This window comes from Gemella sp. 27098_8_149, assembly GCF_041433745.1.
GTDB lineage: Bacteria > Bacillota > Bacilli > Staphylococcales > Gemellaceae > Gemella.
In genome coordinates this window covers 191,225-212,620 of record NZ_JAPWCB010000001.1, presented here as the reverse complement: position 1 = coordinate 212,620, position 21,396 = coordinate 191,225, and the positions used below count along the sequence as shown (strand labels likewise).

The window sequence follows — 21,396 nt, the reverse complement described above, 5'->3', positions numbered from 1 at the left end:
TATGGAATTAGAATTATTACAAAAAGCGATAAAAGAAAACTACAACGCATTATCGGAAGTTAGTAAAGCAGCATTTAGTTTAGAACCAGTATCAGATGAAAGATTAGTAGAAATCGCAAAGGATGTAAATAAAAAGTTAGGGTATGAATTGTATGATAAACTAGATAAAGAAAGCTTAATAGCGGACTTCTCAACTACATCAAGAGAAATGTATAAATATACTCTAGATAAGTCAAAATTCTTAAATGATAGACTAGAAAAAGCGTTAGTAGAACATTGCGACGATATATTAGTAGATGTAGTAAAAGCACACGAGAACTTCGATTCAATGGAAACATATGAACTATACACACTAGCATTCGAAGTAAATGAAAAACTAGGATATAGATTATTTAGAGATATCTATTCATACAGCTTAAGACGTGACTTTGAAAGAGTAGCAAAAGCAGTAGAAACATACAAAAAAGAAGGAAAAATAACGAAGTATATTAAGTAGGCAGTTTGGTAGGGATACTTAGAAACAGTACGCAAACATTATGAAATTATTTAATTATCATAAGAATAAACTTCATAATAAAAAAATCAATGGGGAATAAATTATGCTTGAATTAAAAAAGATTAATAGAAAAAATGTAGCGGATATTCTGAAATTAGAAGTTTTTGATAATCAGAAAAGTTTTGTAGCTACAAATAATAGTAGTATAATAGAAGCGTATATAGCAATTACTGAGAATAATCATGTATTCACATTTGGTATTTATAATGACGATAAACCTGTTGGATTTTTAATGATAGGTTTTGATGTGAATTCAGATGATGAAAGTGCTCCTAAGATAGCTAAAGGGAATTATAATATATGGCGTCTTATGATAGATAAGAAATTCCAAGGGAAAGGATTTGGTAAAAAAGCAATGGAATTAGCTTTAGAATTTATTAATACTTTTCCTTGTGGAACAGCAAAATATTGTTGGTTATCTTATGAAAGTGAGAATGATAGGGCACGACAACTCTATAAGTCAGTTGGTTTTGTAGAAACTGATGAAAAAGATGGAGATGAGATAGTAGGTATTTTGAAGTTATAGATGAGATAATTCTTTTCTTAGTTGTAATATTATAATTTCGATTTTAATATTTAATATATAGAATAGTTTTATGAAGGTTGAAGTTATTGTTAAAATAGTACTTAAACTTTTTTGACCTTTTTTCACCTAAATGATATAATAAAATTAAAGATTTTCCGGAAATTCAACAGTTTTAAAGGAGTGATAATCAATGGATGAAATTGTCGGTTCTATTTTGACTGCTGCAGGTGGTGCAGCTATTAGTAGTGTATTTAAAGGTCCAGCCGAAACGTTTAGTCAATTACGGTATTATAATTTTGGTTACAAAATGGATATTAAAGTTCGACAAAGAAAACAAGAGGTAGAAAATTTATTTTTAAAAGATATTGGTACAGAAGTTTCTAACATACCAATAGACCAAATACAAGAACCTAAGTTGAGTATATTAGGACCAGCGTTGGAAGCTTCTAAGTATTATATTGATGATGAAGAATTACGTTCATTATTTGCTAAACTAATAGCAGCTTCAATGGATAATTCAAAAAATGAAGTATTACAACCAGCATTTGTAGAAATAATAAAGCAAATGAGTCCAATAGATGCTAAAAATCTTATTAATTTATATGATATTAAAGATAAACAAAATCCTATAGTTTCGATTATTCTAGAAAGTAAAGATTCAAAAAACTATAAAGAAGTTTTTGATCATTTTTATATAGAAAATATCGGTAATATTTCTCATGTGAGAGTTGCTTCATCTCTCCTAAATCTAAAGAGGTTAGGGCTTATTGAAATTAATTATGGTGTATTTTTATCTGATGAAAATAAATATTTACCTTATGAAAATCATCCAATAATTAACCAATTTAAAAATGAATATAATGATGATTTACATAGTATAGAACTAAAAAAAGGATTAATTAAAATTACTAATTTTGGAATGGATTTTTGTAAAATTTGTATTTAAGATTTCAAAAATTATTATTTTTTAACTATAGTACAACTTGTCAAAAAAATTCGTTTCAGATTAATAATTTAATAATTTAGGGTATAATTAGAAATTTTAATTATTCATTTCTATTAGTCTATTAAATTTTAAAAATACATGTTTAGATAAATTTTATCTAATGTCCCAATTTTTTTCTTTGTCAAAATCGAAAATGGTAAAAATTTCTCAAAAAAATAGCCAAAAAATATCCCCCAAAATTTTGTACAAATTTTGGGGGATATTAACAAACAAAGATGGTTATGTCTCTATGTTTATTAGTACATAAATTTGTACAAGTTATATTGTAATATTTAAAGTGTTGAAAAGTATAATGTTGATGTATTATAATTTGAAATAAATATAGTGATTGGGGACTAAAATTTATGAGAAATAGTGAATTTAAAATATAAGATAACAAGAATAGTAGGAACTTTATTAAAAGGATAATATCTAGAGAAGATATGAGGGACATAGAGTTTAATGATTTAATGAAGTTAAGTCTGGAACAAGCTGAAAATGGTGAATCAGTTAGTATAGATAAGGCATTTAATGAATTATTAAGTATATTTAAATAGTTATGTTATTAAATTTTAAAAATACTGAGATTTTATAAGAAATAAAGCTTTAATTCAATTTAAAGAAATATATATATATATATGTTGAGGAGATAATTATGGAATATAGAACAGATAGCCCTATTGAAAAACAAGAAGAGGATTTATTGGGAAGAGCAGGCTTTTCAAATCAGTTAGGTAAAGGTATTTATGAGTATAACGGTAAGTCTGGATTAGTTATTGGATTATTCGGAGAATGGGGAACTGGGAAAACATCGGTTGTTAATATGGCTGAAAATGAAATAAAAAGATTATCTGAAAAAGATGAAAACAAACCATTGATAGTAAGATTTTCTCCGTGGAATTATACTGATAAAAATAATTTGATAAGTTTGTTTTTCCAAGATTTAAAAATTAACCTATACAATCAGAGCGAAAAATCTTATTATGAAAAAATTGCAGATACACTGGAAAAATATTCAGAAGCTGTAGATTTGTTAAATTACGTACCTTTGATGGGAAGCGGAGTAGTATCAACAATAAAGACGATTCTGAAAATAATAACAAAAAAATCATCAAAAAAATCTACTCTTAATGAAACTAGAAAAGCTTTAGAAAAAGCATTAACAGAAGTAGATAAGCAGATTATTGTTGTAATTGATGATATAGATAGGCTTACTAATGTACAAATTAGAGATATTTTTCAATTAGTTAAACAAGTAGCTGATTTTCCAAATGTAATATATCTTTTAGTTATGGATAGAAATGTAGTACAAAGAGCATTGGCTGAAGTTCATAATCTTGAAGAGGGAAATGAGTATTTAGAAAAAATAATTCAAATTCCTTTGGAATTACCAGTTTTGAGTAAATCAAAATTAGATGATATTTTTCTAAAAAAACTTGAAGATATAATAAAGAATGCCCCTAATAAAGTTAATATTGATCAGATGTACTGGAATAAAGTATTTACTAATTGTATAAGTCCATATATTAATAATTTAAGAGATATAAATAGAATTATGAATACATTCCAATTTAGATATGGAATACTACAAAATGAAATTTCTTTTGAAGACATGGTAGCTATTACAACTTTAGAGGTATTGGAACCCAAATTGTATAAATGGATTGCTACCAACAAGGAAGTCGTTTGTCGTGACAGTATGGATAGAGTAATAGAAAGTTTTAAAAATAATGATTATCGTAAAATATATAGTGATGAATTTATTAAAATGAAAATCGATGAGAATAGAGCATTAAAGAGTATTGCAACAATTTTCCCGCAAATTTCTAAAGATATTAATGAAAATTTATATTTTGAAAGATCAAATTTTGATATGAGAAAAAGTATGAGGATAGCAAATAAGGAACGATTCGATATATATTTTTTAAGCGATTTAAGTGACATAAAGGTTTCTAGAAATCTAATAAATCTCTGCATATTCAGATTTAAAAAACAACAATTAAGAGATGTTATAAAAAAAATAAATAAAGATGGGGAAATGGTATATTTTTTAGAAGAAATGTTGTCATTAGTTAATGATATACCGTATAATCGGCTATTTTTAATATCTTCTGTGTTATTATCTCTGCAGGGAGAGCTTACAGGAGAAACTTCTGATACTATTTTAGCTATTTCTGCCGAAGAGAAGTCTAACATGGTTATAGAGAAGATTTTAGATAGGCTTGAATCTGATGATGAGAGATACAGAATACTATATTTAGCAATGCTTGATATTAATGAAATTAATTTAGGAACTTTTTCTAGATTACTTATCTATTTAGGGCAAGTACAGGGTATATTCAAAAATAAATCAAGTACAGAAATTAATGTAAAATATTTACAAAAAATTTATATAAAATTTGTAGAAAAAATTGAGTATATCACTTCTAATGTATCTACTTCAGAAATTATTGACTTTAGACCTATTTTCTATTTATGGAAGTATGTAGATGAAGAAGGATTATCTCAGTATATTGAGAGGATTTTTGAAACCGAAGTAGGTAAATTAAAATTTATTACCTCACTAGCGGGTAAATGGGTAGGAAATGGTATAGGTTGGGAATATTATTCTAATGAGTATGTCAAATATATATCTGATAAGGAAATATACAATATCATAATGAAATTAGATAAAAATATGCTTGATGAATTTACTGAATTGGAGCAAATCAAGTTAGCTTCATTTGTTTGTAACTATGATAAGGGTGAGTTTGAACATGTTAATGAAGATGAAGCCCGAGAACTATTAAAACAATGGGAATCAGAAGCAAGAATAATTAATAGTAACATTAAATAAGAAATATAAAAAAAGATTGTATTACTAAAAATTTAAGAATAAGTAATATAATCTTTTTTTATATTAATAATAGTGAATTTTTTATTATTCAAATTACTACAATTGTGTTTATTTTAATCTTTGATTTTGTTATAATTAAATCTGATAGTTAAAAATACTTATAAAAATGTATAAAAAATATAGATATAATCAAGATTAATTAGGAGTTATTAGATGGGAAATTCATACAATGCTTTAGAGTATAATAAATTAATAAGTTTCATATGGTCAGTTGCAGATGATTGTCTGCGCGATGTATATGTTAGAGGAAAGTATCGTGATGTTATTGTTCCTATGACAATTATACGTCGTTTTGATGCTATTATAGAGCCACATAAGAGTAAAATTTTAGAATATAAAAAAATGGCAGAAGATAATAAATTAGATATTGAAGAAACATTAAATACAATGGTTGAATTACCATTCTATAACACTTCAAATTTTAATCTGAAAGATTTAAGACATGAAACAAATCGTCAAAACCTGAAAAAGAATTTCGAAGAATACCTTAATGGATTTTCAGATAATATTAAAGAGATACTTGAGAAATTTGATTTTAGTAGTCAACTTAGAAAAATGACTAATGCTGGAATCTTAGGTTCTGTTCTTGAAAAATTTACTTCAAAGGAAATGAATCTTAGTCCTTATGATGAAGTGAACAGCAAAGGTGAAATTATTCATCGTGGACTTGATAACCATGCAATGGGAACTTTATTCGAAGAAATAATTAGAAAATTTAATGAAGAAAACAATGAAGAAGCGGGAGAACACTTTACTCCTCGTGATGCTGTAGAACTAGTAGCAGATTTAGCAATAGTTCCAGTATTAGATAAAATGAAGAATGGAACATATTCTATTTATGATGGAGCATGTGGAACATTAGGTATGGCGACTGTTGCTGAAGAGAAGTTACAAAAACATGCAGAAGAAAATAATAAACAATTATCTATACACATCTTTGGTCAAGAATCAACTGAGGAAACGTATGCTATAGCTAAAGCAGATTTACTAATTAAAGGTGGTAATACTTCTAATGGAGAAATATACTATGGTTCAACATTATCAAATGATGGAGCGCGTGGAAAGCATTTTGATTTTATGCTGTCGAATCCACCATACGGAAAAACTTGGAAAAATGATTTAAGTATACTAGGAGCAGGAATTGATAAAGATCCAAAGAAAAATGTTACAGATAGTAGATTTGTAAGAAGTTATAAAGAACAAGATGACTATAGAATGATTCCTGATGTAAGTGACGGACAATTGTTGTTTTTATTAAATAATATTTCAAAAATGAAGGAAACACCTTTAGGTTCTCGTATAGTGGAAGTTCATAATGGTTCCGCATTATTTACAGGTGATGCTGGAGGCGGAGCTAGTAATGCCAGACGTTACATGATAGAAGAAGATTTAATAGAAGCTATTATTCAATTACCAGAAAATATGTTTTACAATACTGGAATTACAACACATATTTGGGTATTATCAAATAGAAAAGAAGAGAGAAGAAAAGGTAAAATTCAATTAATTGATGCAAGTAAAATCAAAACTCCTTTAAGAAAAAATCTTGGTTTAAAAAACTGTGAGTTTTCTATAGAAGATAGAAAGTTAATACTTGATTTATTCCAGAATTCTAAAGAAAATGAATATTCAAAAATATTTAATAATGAAGATTTTGGGTATTATAAAGTCACGGTAGAACGTCCTCTAAGACAAGCAGTGTTTTGTAATAATGAAAAAATAATTCAAGTAGAAAAAGAACTTGAAAAAATAGGTTTTTATACTGGAGAAATAACAAAAGAAAAATTAACGGATAGTTTTATAAAAAATACTACTGGAGCGATTAAAGAATTAGAAAAGAAAGAGAACATTTCAAGTTATTTAAAAGTTTTGAAAGAATTCGAAAATGAAGAAATATATCTTGATTATACAAAATTTGAAAAAGAATTTGATAAAAAATTAAAAGTATTAGGAATGAAAGGCACTACTTTTAAAAAGTTAGTTTCAACTGGTTTATTAGAGAATATTATAGTAAAAGATGATAAAGCAGCCATACAAAAAGATAAGCAAGGTAATATTGTTGTCGATACAGAGTTAAGAGATACAGAGATTATTCCACTTACATATCCTGGAGGAATAGAGGGCTTCATTAAGGAAGAAGTTTTACCGTATCACGAAGATGTTTTTGTAGATGAAAGTAAAACACAAATTGGTTATGAAATAAACTTTACAAAATATTTTTATAAACCAAAACAGTTAGAGAGTGTAGAAAAAATTGTAGCAAGAATCCGAAAATTAGAAAAATTATCAGAGGGTATGATGAAAGAAATCTTGGAGGGATTATATGATTAAGTATGAAAATTATGAATTAATCAACTTACCATGGTTAAAAGAAATCCCGAAAAATTGGAATAAAAAAAAATTAAAAAAAATTTCTCGTTTTAAAACAGGTAATAGTATTAAAGATGAAATTAAAAATAAATACAGTAAAAAGGATAATTCTTACTTATTTATAACGACATCAGACATTGATGGAGAAAAATTAGTAATAAATCATCAGTCAAGTATATTTATTCCTAAGTCTGAAAAAGGTTTTAGAATTTCAGAGGTTGGTTCTACCCTATTATGTATCGAGGGAGGAAGCGGAGGGAAAAAAGTTGCTTTTACATCTCAATTAGTCTGTTATGGGAATAAATTATGCTCTATAAAATTGGATTTAGGAGTTGATAAGTATTTGTACTATGTACTGGTGTCTAACATGTTTAAAATATACTATAATATGAATATAAGTGGTGATAGAAATGGTATTTCTCAAAAAAATGTAGGAGAGTTCGTTCTTCCATTTCCTAATATTAGTGAGCAGCAGCAGATTGCAGATTATCTTGATTGGAAGATAAGAGAAATAGATAAGTTAATTGATATTGAAAAACAACAAATAAAAGACATTGAAAGATTAAAAAAAATTATTATATCTCAATATTATAATGAATTACCAATAAAGAGAAGAATTAAAACATTAATACAATCACCTTTAGTTTACGGTATAAATGAAGCAGGTAAGACGAATGGTAAAATTAGATTTATTCGAATAACTGATATAGAAAAAAATGGAAGTTTAAAAAAAGATGGAAAACAATATATAAATGACTGTGAAAAAAAATACATTTTAGAAAAAGGCGACATATTATTTGCTAGAAGTGGGGGGACTGTTGGAAAAACATACCTTCATCAGGATATAAGTAATAATGAATTAATGGCATTTGCAGGTTATTTAATAAGAGCAAGATTTGATGTTAATCTAGTAAATCCAGAGTATATATACTATTATACACAAAGTGAGAGTTATACAGAATGGAAGAATAGTATATTTATTCAATCAACAATTCAAAATATTAGTGCTGAAAAATATTCTAATTTGGAAATTCCATACTGTAGCTTAAATATTCAAAATAAAATAGTAGAAAAAATAAAACAAAAACTATTAGAAATTAACAAATTAAAAGAAAAAAGTTTAGAGAAGCAATTTTATTTAGTGAGTTTAAAAGAATCAATTATATCTGAAGTAGTTACTGGTCAGATAGATGTTAGAAATGAAAAAATTCCTGAAAGAAAATAAGAAGTAAAAAAGAAAAGGAGGTGGAGTGATGGGAATAAAAGATACTCATATGGAAGAGCAATTAGAAAAAGAAATTATTAAATATCTAATTGATAAAAATGGATATGAATATATAACACCACTAGAAATGAAAAGTAGTTATAATCGTGAGTTTGCGATTGATGAAGAAAGATTACTGCGATTTATAAAAGATAGTCAACCTCAAGAATTTGAGATTCTTGGACTTGATACTGAGAATGGTCGCTTGAAATTTTATAATAAGCTTAATAATGATATTAGACGTGATGGTATTGTATCTATTTTAAAGAATGGAATTAAATGTTATCCTTCACAGGGGACTATTCTTTTCTATCATGCTTTAGATCCAAAAAGAATAAGTTCTTATGAAGAATTTGATAAGAATATTTTTTCAGTAACTAATCAATTAACATATTCAAATCAAAACAGAGCGTTAGAACTTGATTTAGCAATTTTTATTAATGGATTACCAATATTTACAATGGAACTTAAAAGCCGAAGTTCTAGCACGGGTTGGTCGTATAAAGATGCAGAAGAACAATACAAAAATGAAAGAGATTCAAGAGACCCATTATTTAGTTTTAAAAAATGCTTAGCACACTTTGCTGTCGATGAGAACTTTATTACATTTACAACAAAACTAGATGGAAAGAGTACACGATTCATGCCGTTTAATAAAGGGACATTAGCTGGAGGATCAGGTAATCCTGTAAATTCAAACGGTACAATGACAGATTACTTGTGGAAAGAGTTTTTACAACCTAAGATATTAACTTCTATAATTAGAGATTTCGCTTATGTTTCGGTAGATAAGGTGAAAAGAAGTGAAACACAAATTTTCCCTAGATATCATCAATTCAGGGCGGTAACTAAGTTAGTCAAAGATGTAGAAGAAAATGGTGTTGGTAAAAGATATTTAATTCAACATAGTGCAGGTAGTGGGAAAAGTAATTCAATAACATGGTTAAGTTATCGCTTAGTAGAAGTGAATTATAAAAATGAAAAAGCTTTTGATTCTGTTATTGTTGTTACAGATAGATTAAATTTAGATAAACAGATAACTGATAATATTAGGAAGTTTATCGATGAAAAAAGTATTGTAGGTCATGCTAGTTCATCAACAAACTTAAAAGATCTTTTATTAGATGGTAAGAAAATAATAATCACGACTGTACAAAAATTCCCATACCTAATTGAAAAAATTGGTTCTGATCTTAAAGGCAAAAACTTCGCAATTATTATAGACGAGGCTCATTCTTCTCAAAGTGGACGTGCAGCAGCATCACTTAACATGGCTGTATCAGGAAAAATGAGTGATGAAGAAACAAGTATAGAAGACCAATTAAATATAATTATTGAAGCTAGAAAAATGCCAGAAAATGCGAGTTTCTTTGCTTTTACAGCTACACCAAAAGCAAAAACATTACAAATGTTTGGCGAAGTATTTGACTTGTATTCTATGAAACAAGCAATAGAAGAAGGATTTATTCTTGACGTATTAAAGAATTATACGAATTTTGAAAATTACTATAAGATCTATAAAACAGTGAAAGATAATCCAGAATTTGACAGAAAAAAATCTCAGCGTAAAATTAGAACTTATGTAGAAGGTCAAGATTTTCCAATTAGATCAAAAGCAGAAGTTATGGTAAATCATTTTATTGAAAATACTTCTAAAAAAATAAATGGTAAAGCTAAAGCTATGATAATTACACAGAGTATACTTCGAGCAGTGGAATATTATCATATTGTTTCAGAGCTTTTAGAAAATAGTAAAACGGGCTGGAAAGCTGTTGTAGCATTTTCTGGTGAAAAAGAATATAAAGGGAAGTTAGTTACAGAAGCAAGTTTAAATGGATTTTCTTCTAAAGAGACTACTGAAAGATTCAAAGAAGATGAATATAAAATTTTAATAGTTGCTGATAAGTATCAAACTGGTTATGATGAACCGTTACTACATACTATGTATGTAGATAAAGTACTAAATGATGTTAAAGCAGTACAAACATTATCACGCCTTAATCGTAGTGCCAAATTTAAAATAGATACTTGTGTATTAGATTTTGCTAATACTCCAGACCATATTTTAGAGGCATTTCAACCTTATTATAAAGAAACTAAATTAGAATCATTTACTGATCCTAATAAGCTACATGATTTATTAAGTGTATTAGATGGAATGTATGTATATGAAGAAGATGAAGTTGATAAAGTAGTTGAAATATTCTTAAAAAATAAAAATAGAGATCAATTAGATGCTATTTTAGATAGCATGGTAGAACGATATAAAACTCTAACTGAAGAGGAACAAGTGGAGTTTAAAAGTGGAGTAAAATCTTTTATAAGAACATATAATTTCTTAGCTTCAATTCTTCCAATTGGTCAAATTGATTGGGAGAGAAAAGTAATCTTTTTTGAACAGTTAGTACATAGATTACCTACACCAAAAGAGGATGATTTCACAAAAGGTTTATTAGATACTATAGATTTAGAAAGTTATAGATTAGAGAAAAAGAATACTATCGATATTATTTTAGAAGATGAAAATGGGAAACTTAATGGGGATAATATTGGAGCAGGAAGAAAGAATAAGCTTGAGTTGGATTATCTTGAAAATATTATCGTTACATTTAATGATATTTTTGGTAATATTTCATGGAATGATAAAGATAATGTAATTCGACAAATTAAATCATTACCAGAAATAGTAATGCGTGATGATAAATTTAGAAATGCATTAGAGAATTCAGATATGGAAAATATAAAAATAGAATATAATAATGCATTGAAAAATGTATTCAAGAGTATCATGAATGACAATATAGAACTATTTAAACAATGGATAAGTAATGCCAACTTTAAAAAGTGGTTAAATGAAGAAGTATTCAATGAAATAATCAAACAAAAAGTTAATGAAGACTATAAAAAACTAAGAGAATCTGAAGTGATTTATCAAAAAGTAGCAGAGGAAAATATTAATAAAAATTATGGTAAATAAGCTTAATTCTTAAAAAGGAGTTAAATATGAAATATGATGATAGAACATTAGAAAATAATGAAGAAAATTTATCACAATCTAAACGATTATCTAATTTAATATTGCAAAGAGAGTTAATTGAAGCAAAAAAATTACTTTTAAATTTTAACGAATATCCAAATGAAGTAAAAAATGAATTAAGTATGGCAATATTTCCTTATGTTTCATTAGTCTGTATGGGGTATCAAGAAATTAATGGTATAGACGATGAAGATTTAAAAAATATTATAAAAAATATGAGGACGTCATTAAAATTATTTAGTGATCAAAAAATAAATAAAGTAGCAAAAATTATTAATAAACTTAGATCAAATTATTTCGAATTTGTTAATGGTGATATAGTTAATACATTTGATTTAGGGGTTTATTTTATCAATGGAAACCCTTATTTAAATACATACCAAGTGCAACTTTATTTTTCTATACGGTATTCTAGTAAGAAAAATTTAGAATATCATTTTGGAAAAGATTTAATGTTAATATCAAAAAATATAACAAATTTTATCATGGAAAAATCACGGATTTTTGATTATTCAGATCATATTTTTAAATATTATTATCATAACTATAAAATAAAAAAATTTGAATTAAATAGTATTGATTATAAAAGTGAAGTATTGGCTAAGAATAATAAAATAAATTGTTCGCAAATCATAATGTTGTTTATAGTTTTTTGTCAATTGAATTTTTTACGTGATGTTCTCCCGTTGTTTTTAAATGTCAATGCTTCTTTGTATTATAGAATTAAGTATATTATATATTTGAATGTAAGGAAAGTTCTTTTACAATTTATTGATATTTATGATAATATTTCAAATTATAATGCTGTTATTGACATAATAAAGGCGAACAGAATTCATAATGAATTGAGAAATAATATATTCCATTATAATGTTGAATTAGATCAGATTAAAATAAAAAAAATATTAGAGAATAAACCTAAGATTTCGCTAAAATCTGTTATTGATATTTTTTCTAACGAACTAGATACTTTAGTTGATAGTGATTTAAATGAATTTGAAAGTTATATAATAGAAATAATAAGTATTATTTTAGTTAAAAATAATGTGAGATAGTAATTGGGAAACTAAATTTTCTTTTATGAATTACGTTATAAAAGATCATAGACTTAAATAGTATTATAAAAAAAGGAGTGTAATATTATGAAATCAAAAAAATTATTAACAGCGTTATTAGCGTCTAGTTTATTAATAACTGGATGTTCAACAATGAAAGAAGAAAAAAAAGAAAATCCAATAAAAAATGAAACTGATAAAGATAAAGTGAATTCTTCTAGTAGAGATGGTCAGTATACATTCAAAGATGGAAAAGTATCGATGGAAGATATTGATTTGAAAATCACTAAATATAAAGTTATACCAGTAGGAGCTGAAGGTAATGAATATGGAGATTCTCCTGTTATAGCTTTTTGGTACGACACTACAAACAAAAGTGGTAAAGACATTATCAGTCCGATGAGTGCATGGTTTGCAGCTTTTCCAGATGGTCCGATACAAGATAACGACAAAAATAAAGTTAATAGATTAAATGTAACTATGCATCCTGATAAGAAGCTGGCAAATGATCAATCAGCTACTATAAAAAAAGATGGAACAGTTTCAGGAGCTGTAGCATATAAACTAACAGACTTAACTACGCCAGTAAAACTTACAGCGCACAAAGGTGTAGGTGGAGTTGAATTAGGTAGTCAAGAATTTGCTGTGAAATAGAATTAATAAAAATCCCTTTGAAGTCGCAAATCTTCAAAGGGATTAAATTTATTTATATTTAAATTCTTGATGTTGTGTACTACTCTATTTCTTCAAGTCGCTTTTTAACTATTTTTTCGATTTCTTTAGATATTCAAAAGATTAGATTTTTATAAAATTTTTACCGTAACGATAAAAATTCTGAATATTTTGTTTGCAATTGACACCTTTTAAATTATTTTTAATATCTAATACTATTATGCTAATAATTATATTAAATTATTATTAACTCTCATTTTTTCTGTATAATATATGTTTAAAATGAAGTTTGATTTTTTTTCTGCCATATCATTGAGTTTTGTTCTTTTGAAATGTTATAATTAATAATATAAGTTTTATTTGCTGAATAAATTTTAGAATATATATTTGTCATATTGATAGCATTATATTGAATTAAAATTTAAATATATTATAAAAAGGAGATAAGTATGAAAGTAAATATTGATTTATGCAGACTTATATTATTGAAAATAGAAGAATCTTCAGGATGTGAAATTTTTGATATGGAAATAGAAAACTATAACCTTGAAGAAATAGCATATAATTCAAAAAGACTAGAGGATGAGAACCTTATTACTCACACAACTATTAAGTACTCTGAGGGAAAGATTTATATTTTTAATGTGGGAGGTTTAACGCTTGAGGGGCAAAAATTTCTAAATAAAATTCGTGATGAGAAATTTTTTAGAAAAATAAAAAACGAATTTGTTAGAATAGGAAAATCTATAACATTAGAAGCATTTAAAAATATAGTGTTAAATAAACTGTATTCATATGGAGAAGATATTATACAACATTATGATTATTTCTAAAACTATCTAATTGAAAGGTAATTTAGGAAGGAGTAACTGGAGAAATTTTCTGTAAAAACATTCCCTTGTTATTTATGTTATAATAAAACAAAATAGATTATATTAATTATCATTGTAAAGGAATTATTAAATGGGAAATTATAATGAGTTATTAACTTTTAGGAATAAAATAGAAAATACACTGAATTATCAACTTTCACTTAGTAATTTAGAATTATATCACAGTAATTTATTTGCTGTTGTACTGGAGAAGTCTCAATTTATTAATCATAAGTTTTTTAGTGATGTTATTGATATTAATAAAAAATATACGGACTTGAAGGTATACAGAGAAAAGAATTCGATTGATTTAACTATCGAAGTTATTGATAAGGATGGACTGACTCATGTTGTTTTTATAGAGAATAAGGTTAAGTCTTTACCTGATGAAGGTCAATTAATTCGTTATTCTGAAAAAGATTCTAGTGCTAAAGGGATACTACTTAGTTTAGTTGAACCTGGATTTGAGCTTCATGAAAGTTGGTTTAGAAGAAGTTATGGTGAGCTAATTGAGTATTATAATGATTTGCTTAATAAAGTAGATGAGACTTTTAGATTATTCTTATTAGATTATATTGAATATATGAAGAATGTAGAGAAGTTTATTGAAAAGATAAGTTATGGCGAATCATACTTTTTAGAAGAGTCTAATAATGAAGTTCTTGATGGTATGAGATTAAGATCGGTTATTGAGAAGATTCACTATGCGAATTTACAGAATATGATTTCTGATTTAGGGTATAAAACATACTCTGGTAGAATAAGGGGAGGACATCATTTTGGTATTGATCTTCCTATCGAAGGTACTACGTCATCTTTTGATATTCAGATACAATGGAATCAGTATAGGCATAAGGTTAATTTTTCTCTTGAAGATAAAGCTAAATTAGGTGATTTAGAAAGAATATGCGATAGTATAAAAGAGAAGACTTGTTTGTATCATTTCAATCTAGAGGATAATCCAATTTTACAAAAATCATCTTCAAGAAAGAAATGGAAGACATATGACAAACGAGATTTTTATGATTATGCACTTATAAAAAAACATGTATCTAGTAATGAGCTGATTGATTATATAAAAACGGATGTTAAGAAAATTGAAGCACATCTGAAAATTGTTAAAGAGATTATATTGGAAAATATGGTTTAAGAGGAAGATAAATTATTTTATTGTGATAGATTGTATAATCAAATTTGTAAAAATAATTTATAATATAGGTTTAATTTTGTCTTATTGGTTAAGTATATATTTAAATTTAGAAAAATATTATGCAGGATAAGTTATAGAATAGAGCACTTTATAGCTTATGAACTTGAATGTATTATTAATTATTGTTAAACAATTTATAGAAAAGGAGTTTTTATGAAATTAATAAATAAAATAATAAATATTTTTAGTTTTACTATAGTAAGTAAACAAGAATTTAAAAAATTAAAAAATGAGAATCGTAATTTAAAAAATGAGAATCTTAAATTAAAAGATAAAAATGAAAAATTAAGTGAAAGCAAACATGTGTGCCCTAATAAATGTAAAAATAGCACTAAGAATAGTAATCATGGTTTTAATTTAGATAGTATGATGCCTTTAAATGAACAAGTAGAGCATATTAATAATTTTCTAAAAAATAGGATTAGTATAAGTTCAAATAATGGAAAAGAATATACAGAATTTACAGATGAAAAAACAGTTAAAGATTGGGCTGGAAAATTGTATGGTAAGTGGGCAAATAAATTAAAAACAATACAAGAGCAGTTTCTAATTAATAAACCATTTAAGTTTGATAAACGTAGTATGTTAAACGATTTTGCAACTGCGATACAGCTTTATAGTGGAAGTACACACCAAAATATAAATAGTGTATTAAGAAGTGAATGTGATATAGAAGATAAGGATATGTATATTAGATTAGGAGATAAACTTATTTACGAGATATTATGTGCACCTAGATTGAATAATAATATCATAGTATACAGGGGAGTGGACTCTTCTACGTTTGAAAATATAATAAGTAACATACAAAAAAATGGGGACTTTGTTGAAGACGGATTTATGAGTACTACTTTATTAAAAGATATATTAGTATATGGTAATAATGATGCTGGGGCATATTGTGACTATCCATATATATTAAAAATATATGTAGACGAAGGTGAAGTGGCAGTGTACAGCCCACTACTTTGTGATAAAGATGACGAGCATGAAATGTTATTTCTTCATGGTGGTACTTTAACTATTAGAAACAAGGCGGAGATTGACAGAAAATTAAAAAAAATTATTATAGCATGTAATTATCAAAATAAAAAATATTAATTGTATTATTTATTATAGAATGATTTAGAATAAAGGTACTACGTCATCATTTGATATTCAGATACAAGGAAATCAGTATAGACATAAGGTTAATTTTTCTCTTGAAGATAAGGAAAAATTAGGTGACTTAGAAAAAATATGTGATATTATAAAAGTTAAAACTTGTTTATATCATTTCAATCTAGAGGATAATCCAATTTTAGAAAAATCAGCATCAAGAAAGAAATGGAAGATGTATGATAAAAAAGATGTTTATGATTATGCACTTATCAAAAAACACGTATCTAGTAAAGAGTTGATTGATTATATAAAAACGGATGTTAAGAAAATTTAAGCACATCTGAAAATTGTTAAAGAGATAATATTGGAAAATATGGATTAAGAGGAAAATAAATTATTTTATTGTTGATTATATATAAGAACATAAAATAATAATTATTATAGGAGAAATTAATGAAGCATAGAAAAGAGAATTTTGTAATAGACAATAAATCGTGTATTGGGTATATAACTGATACTGCTATATACTTGTTGATTCAACCTGTTGATGAACATGACATAGAAGTATTGGATAATGAAGTAGAAGAAATTTTAAATAATACAGACAAACATTTCTCGCTTATTGCTTTTAAAATAGAGGATTGGAATAATGAACTTTCTCCTTGGGAAGCACCTCCAGCATTTGGAAAAAAATCTTTTGGTTCGGGTGCTAAAGATACTTTAGAATTTATTGAAAGTAGATTAATACCACCGGTTAAAGAAAAATATGATTATTCTGATGATGTGAAGGTGATATTAGGTGGTTATTCTTTGGCAGGATTATTCAGTCTTTGGAGTGCTTATAAGTCAAAAACATTTTCAGGGATTGCTGCAGCTTCTCCTTCCGTTTGGTTTAATGGCTGGGATGAATTTATGAATAATAATACGCCATTGAGCAACACTATTTACCTAAGTTTAGGTGATACTGAGGAGAAGACGAAAAATAAAGTAATGTCTGCTGTTGGAGATAATATTAGAAAACAGGAACAACTATTAAAAAATGATAATATAAATACAATATTAGAGTGGAATAAAGGTGGTCATTTCAGTAATTCAGACATTCGTGTAGCTAAAGCTTTTGTATGGTGTATTGAAAATTTGTGTTAATATTACATTGAAACTTGATTAGATTAAAGTGAATTTCGAGTATAGTAGTAAAATTTCAACATATAAATATATTAGTTTAAAAATTTATGAATAAGAAGGTAAGGGTTATGACAGAAAAAGATAAAAATAAAGGTAAAAAATTTAGTGAGATAATTTTTGGAGATAAATATCAACCTACAGATATTGAAAATCTCTCAGATGAGGAATTACGAGCAACAAGATTTGTTGATGGTTGGACAGATGAAGAGGTAGAGAGAATTATAAAAGAATGGGAAAAAAGAGGATTGTAGTTATCTAAAATAATGTATTCTTTTGTTCAAGATTTGAATAGTGTTATAGTTGGTGAATAGAGAATTGAGGGAATAATAAATGAGTATTGCATTAGTAAAAGCAAAAGAATCCGATATAAAAGAAATATGGGAAATGCAAGTAAAGGCATTTGAGAGTTTGTTAGAAAAATATCAGGATTATGATATGAGCCCAGCGACAGAAAGTTATGAGAATGTTTTGAATAAATATAAACAACCTTGGACTAGTTACTATTTTATTGTTAGAAATAATGAAAGAGTTGGAGCGGTTAGAGTAATGGATAGAAAAGATGGAAGTAGGAAACGTATAGCTCCTATTTGGATTATGCCTGCATATAGAAATCAAGGACTTGCTCAACTTGCTATGAGAGAAGTAGAAAAAATATATGGTTCACATCATTGGCAATTAGATACAATTTTACAAGAACAAGGTAATATTTATTTATATGAGAAGTTGGGGTATAAGAGAACAGGTGAGATTGAGAATATAAAAGACGGAATGGATATAGTGTATTTTTATAAAGATTAAAAATATAGAGTATAATCAGCCTATTTTCTTTCATTCTATTCTTTTTCACGTTATAATTAAGTTACTATTACTAGAAATTTTCGGAGGTAACATATGAATGAAGTAATTAAAACGATGCTAGATCATCGTACGACTCGTAGTTTTGTAAAAGCGAAAGAACTACCTAAGGAACATCTTGAGCAAATCATCGCTAGTTCTAAACAAGGATCTAGCTGGATGAATGGTCAACATTATAGTATTATTGTGACAACAGGTGGAACTAAACAACAAATTGCTAATTTAATCCGTGATAAAGCACCTGGTAATGCAGCTCATATTGAAAATGCTGCTGCGTTCTTACTATATTGTTTAGATTATACTAACATCAAATTAGCATTTGATATTGAAGGTGGAGAGTTTGATATTACTAATCAATATGAGCCATTACTTATCGGTACTTTAGATGTTGGTATTGCGATGCAGAATGCTGCATTAGCTGCTGAGTCTTTAGGATACGGAATTGTTTATTGTGGTGGAGTAAGAGGTTTTGGTGATAAGATTTCTGAATTACTAAATATTCCGGAAAATGCTCTGTTCCTATGTGGACTAAGTATCGGTGTTAAAGATGAAGAGTTATCAACGGAAAAAGTTAAACCTAGATTACCAGACGCGGCTAATGTAGGATACAATGAATTCCCTAAATCAAATGTAGAAGTATTAAAAGAATACCATCAAACTATGGTGGAGTTCGCTGAAGCACGTGAGACAAAAACATGGACTAAAAAATTCGCTGACTTCTATGCACAACCTTCAGGAATAGAAAAAGTAACTAAAGAGCTATTAGAAAAAAATGGTTTTGTTAGTGAGAAGGAATAAAGGATAAGATTAAATTAGAAAATCGCTTATGTAGTTTTATACTGGATAAGCGGTTTTTTATAACGAGAAACTAATAAGGATGATTTCCTCTGGAAAAAGTGCACTAATTGATACAATTTTAATTGACAAAAGTCATAATTTTAGTTATGATGATAGTATAAAGAGGTGATTATATGAATCCTAATTATAATCAAAATTATACAAAAGAAGATATAGAAAATATTCTATGTATAATAAAAGAATGTATAAAATATAATAAATACACGATTTCGTTTAATCAAAATAGGCAAGAAAATATCGCGTTTGTTAACGATTATAATATTAGAAGTGACAAGCAAAAAAGAATATTATTAAATATTAAAGTTGATGATTTTTGTCACTCTCTACAAAATACGAATGCTGGATATGAACATGAAGTGTTGTATGTTTTTGTCCCTAGAGTAAGTTTATTTAATATAGATGATGTAGAAGAAGTTGTAGATATTTATACAAAGTTTAATATTATTGATTATGGAGATACTAGTCGAACGATAGTGATTTCCTTTCATAAATGCAATAAAAAGATAGATTATGCATTTAAGTAATTTAAATATATAAAAGATGTATAATATATGGAATATGTGAGGTAGTTTGGATATGGTTTTTGAAAAAGTTTTTTGTGAGAATTGTAGAAATGATGTTGAGTATAATGTTATTGAAGAACAAATGATAGGAACTATAAAGGGTGAGACTTATACTTACACTGGTAAAGTTGCTAAATGTAAAGAATGTAAATCTGATATCTTTGTGAATAGTATAAATGATTATAATCTTAAGGCTTTATATGATGTATATAGAGAAAAGAACGGTATCATCTCTTTAGAGAAAGTATTAGGAATATGTGAAAAGTATAATATATCTAAGCGTCCATTGTCATTGTTATTAGGATGGGGTGAACAAACTTATTCACGTTACTGTAATGGGGATATTCCTAGTAAACAGTATTCTGATATACTAAATAAAATTTACGAAAGTCCAGTATTTTATAGTGAAATTTTAGAAAATAATAAAGAAAAATTATCTTCAGAAATAGCGTATAAAAAAAGTAAAAAAGCTGTTGATAAAATTCTTGAAGGGAATTTAAATGAAGAATCAAAAATAAATATGGTTATTAATTATATCTTAAATCGTTGTGGAGATATTACGCCTTTAGCGTTACAAAAATCATTGTATTATGTACAAGGATTTTATTATGCATTTAATGATAAATTCTTATTTGAAGAAGATTGCCAGGCGTGGGCACATGGTCCGGTATATCCCGAGGTCTATTTTAAATATAAACATTTTAAATTTGATCCTATTGAATCAAAAATAGAAGTTTCAGACACTATATTTACATCATCAGAATTAATAATTATAGAAAATGTAGTTAAACATTTTTGTTGCTATAGCGGAAAAGTATTAGAAAAATTTACACATTCTGAATATCCTTGGTTAGAAACTAGAGGGGAAATTCCAGAATTGGAATCATCTACTGAGATAATAAAAAAAGAATATATTGGAAAATATTTTAAAGACGTTAAAGAAAAATACAATATGATAAATCCTAATGATATAGAATCATATGCAAAAAAAATGTTTGACTGTATGTAAAATATTAGCCTACTAATTTGAAAATAGTGCCGCTTACTGATGGAGCGGGGTAGAAGTAATTCAGTTTGTAAATAGTACCGTTTGCTGATGGTACGGTATAAAAATAATTCAGTTTGAAAATTATGTTTAGATAAATATAAATTATCGTTGGGGATGGCTCGATAAAATTGATTTTTTAGAATCACGACTATTGAGCCACTCTTTTTTTATAAATCTGATTGACAAAACTTGATACATGTATTATATTATGAGGGAAGGATAAGAAAGGAGAACGCAAAGTGGTAAAATAATGGTATGTATTAATCAATTGTTTATGTTTGCTGAATGCAATCATAATTTTAAATATATAATAAAGAGAGAACCACTCTTATTTTACCGTTGA

The 21,396-nt window shown here is 26.8% G+C and carries 18 protein-coding genes; all 18 read left to right on the top strand.

Annotated elements, in window-relative coordinates; translation table 11 throughout:
* The first annotated feature begins 1 nt into the window (after window position 1).
* The 18 genes from O3801_RS00995 (at window position 2) to O3801_RS00910 (ending at window position 21,014) form a co-directional block, all read left to right on the top strand.
* Window positions 2-496, top strand: a complete 495-nt coding sequence (locus O3801_RS00995) for a hypothetical protein (RefSeq protein ID WP_371453643.1) — start codon at window positions 2-4, stop codon at window positions 494-496.
* A gap of 103 nt (window positions 497-599) precedes the next feature.
* Window positions 600-1,082, top strand: a complete 483-nt coding sequence (locus O3801_RS00990; protein ID WP_371453641.1) for a GNAT family N-acetyltransferase — start codon at window positions 600-602, stop codon at window positions 1,080-1,082.
* 190 nt (window positions 1,083-1,272) lie between these two features.
* A complete protein-coding gene (locus tag O3801_RS00985; protein ID WP_371453639.1) occupies window positions 1,273-2,028 on the top strand; it encodes a DUF4393 domain-containing protein in 756 nt (251 codons plus the stop codon).
* Window positions 2,029-2,722: 694 nt separating this feature from the next.
* Window positions 2,723-4,903, top strand: a complete 2,181-nt coding sequence (locus tag O3801_RS00980; protein WP_371453637.1) for a KAP family P-loop NTPase fold protein — start codon at window positions 2,723-2,725, stop codon at window positions 4,901-4,903.
* A gap of 213 nt (window positions 4,904-5,116) precedes the next feature.
* Window positions 5,117-7,294 carry a type I restriction-modification system subunit M gene (locus tag O3801_RS00975; RefSeq protein WP_371453635.1) on the top strand — a complete coding sequence of 726 codons (2,178 nt, stop codon included), beginning with the start codon at window positions 5,117-5,119 and terminating at the stop codon, window positions 7,292-7,294.
* Window positions 7,287-8,558, top strand: a complete 1,272-nt coding sequence (locus O3801_RS00970) for a restriction endonuclease subunit S (RefSeq protein ID WP_371453633.1) — start codon at window positions 7,287-7,289, stop codon at window positions 8,556-8,558. The genes O3801_RS00975 and O3801_RS00970 overlap by 8 nt, the downstream gene beginning before the upstream one ends.
* A gap of 28 nt (window positions 8,559-8,586) precedes the next feature.
* The gene (locus tag O3801_RS00965) at window positions 8,587-11,574 is read left to right on the top strand and encodes a type I restriction endonuclease subunit R (RefSeq protein ID WP_371453631.1); all 2,988 of its coding nucleotides are present in this window, start codon (window positions 8,587-8,589) and stop codon (window positions 11,572-11,574) included.
* A gap of 26 nt (window positions 11,575-11,600) precedes the next feature.
* Window positions 11,601-12,689, top strand: coding sequence for a hypothetical protein (locus O3801_RS00960; protein ID WP_371453629.1), 1,089 nt, complete (start codon window positions 11,601-11,603; stop codon window positions 12,687-12,689).
* Window positions 12,690-12,776: 87 nt separating this feature from the next.
* A complete protein-coding gene (locus tag O3801_RS00955; RefSeq protein ID WP_371453628.1) occupies window positions 12,777-13,343 on the top strand; it encodes a DUF5067 domain-containing protein in 567 nt (188 codons plus the stop codon).
* Between the two features lie 467 nt (window positions 13,344-13,810).
* On the top strand, window positions 13,811-14,194 hold the full coding sequence (locus O3801_RS00950; RefSeq protein WP_371453625.1) for a DUF2513 domain-containing protein: 384 nt from the start codon (window positions 13,811-13,813) through the stop codon (window positions 14,192-14,194).
* A 130-nt stretch (window positions 14,195-14,324) separates the two neighbouring features.
* On the top strand, window positions 14,325-15,383 hold the full coding sequence (locus O3801_RS00945; RefSeq protein WP_371453623.1) for a PD-(D/E)XK nuclease family protein: 1,059 nt from the start codon (window positions 14,325-14,327) through the stop codon (window positions 15,381-15,383).
* Window positions 15,384-15,596: 213 nt separating this feature from the next.
* A complete protein-coding gene (locus O3801_RS00940) occupies window positions 15,597-16,544 on the top strand; it encodes an ADP-ribosyltransferase (protein WP_371453620.1) in 948 nt (315 codons plus the stop codon).
* 531 nt (window positions 16,545-17,075) lie between these two features.
* Window positions 17,076-17,690 carry an alpha/beta hydrolase gene (locus O3801_RS00935; protein ID WP_371453618.1) on the top strand — a complete coding sequence of 205 codons (615 nt, stop codon included), beginning with the start codon at window positions 17,076-17,078 and terminating at the stop codon, window positions 17,688-17,690.
* Between the two features lie 107 nt (window positions 17,691-17,797).
* Complete coding sequence (locus O3801_RS00930) at window positions 17,798-17,980, top strand: hypothetical protein (RefSeq protein WP_371453616.1); 183 nt, start codon at window positions 17,798-17,800, stop codon at window positions 17,978-17,980.
* Between the two features lie 79 nt (window positions 17,981-18,059).
* Window positions 18,060-18,527, top strand: a complete 468-nt coding sequence (locus O3801_RS00925; RefSeq protein WP_371453614.1) for a GNAT family N-acetyltransferase — start codon at window positions 18,060-18,062, stop codon at window positions 18,525-18,527.
* Window positions 18,528-18,620: 93 nt separating this feature from the next.
* A complete protein-coding gene (locus O3801_RS00920; protein WP_371453612.1) occupies window positions 18,621-19,382 on the top strand; it encodes a nitroreductase family protein in 762 nt (253 codons plus the stop codon).
* Between the two features lie 173 nt (window positions 19,383-19,555).
* The gene (locus O3801_RS00915) at window positions 19,556-19,966 is read left to right on the top strand and encodes a hypothetical protein (RefSeq protein WP_371453610.1); all 411 of its coding nucleotides are present in this window, start codon (window positions 19,556-19,558) and stop codon (window positions 19,964-19,966) included.
* A gap of 52 nt (window positions 19,967-20,018) precedes the next feature.
* On the top strand, window positions 20,019-21,014 hold the full coding sequence (locus O3801_RS00910; RefSeq protein ID WP_371453607.1) for a type II TA system antitoxin MqsA family protein: 996 nt from the start codon (window positions 20,019-20,021) through the stop codon (window positions 21,012-21,014).
* Window positions 21,015-21,396: the final 382 nt, after the last annotated feature.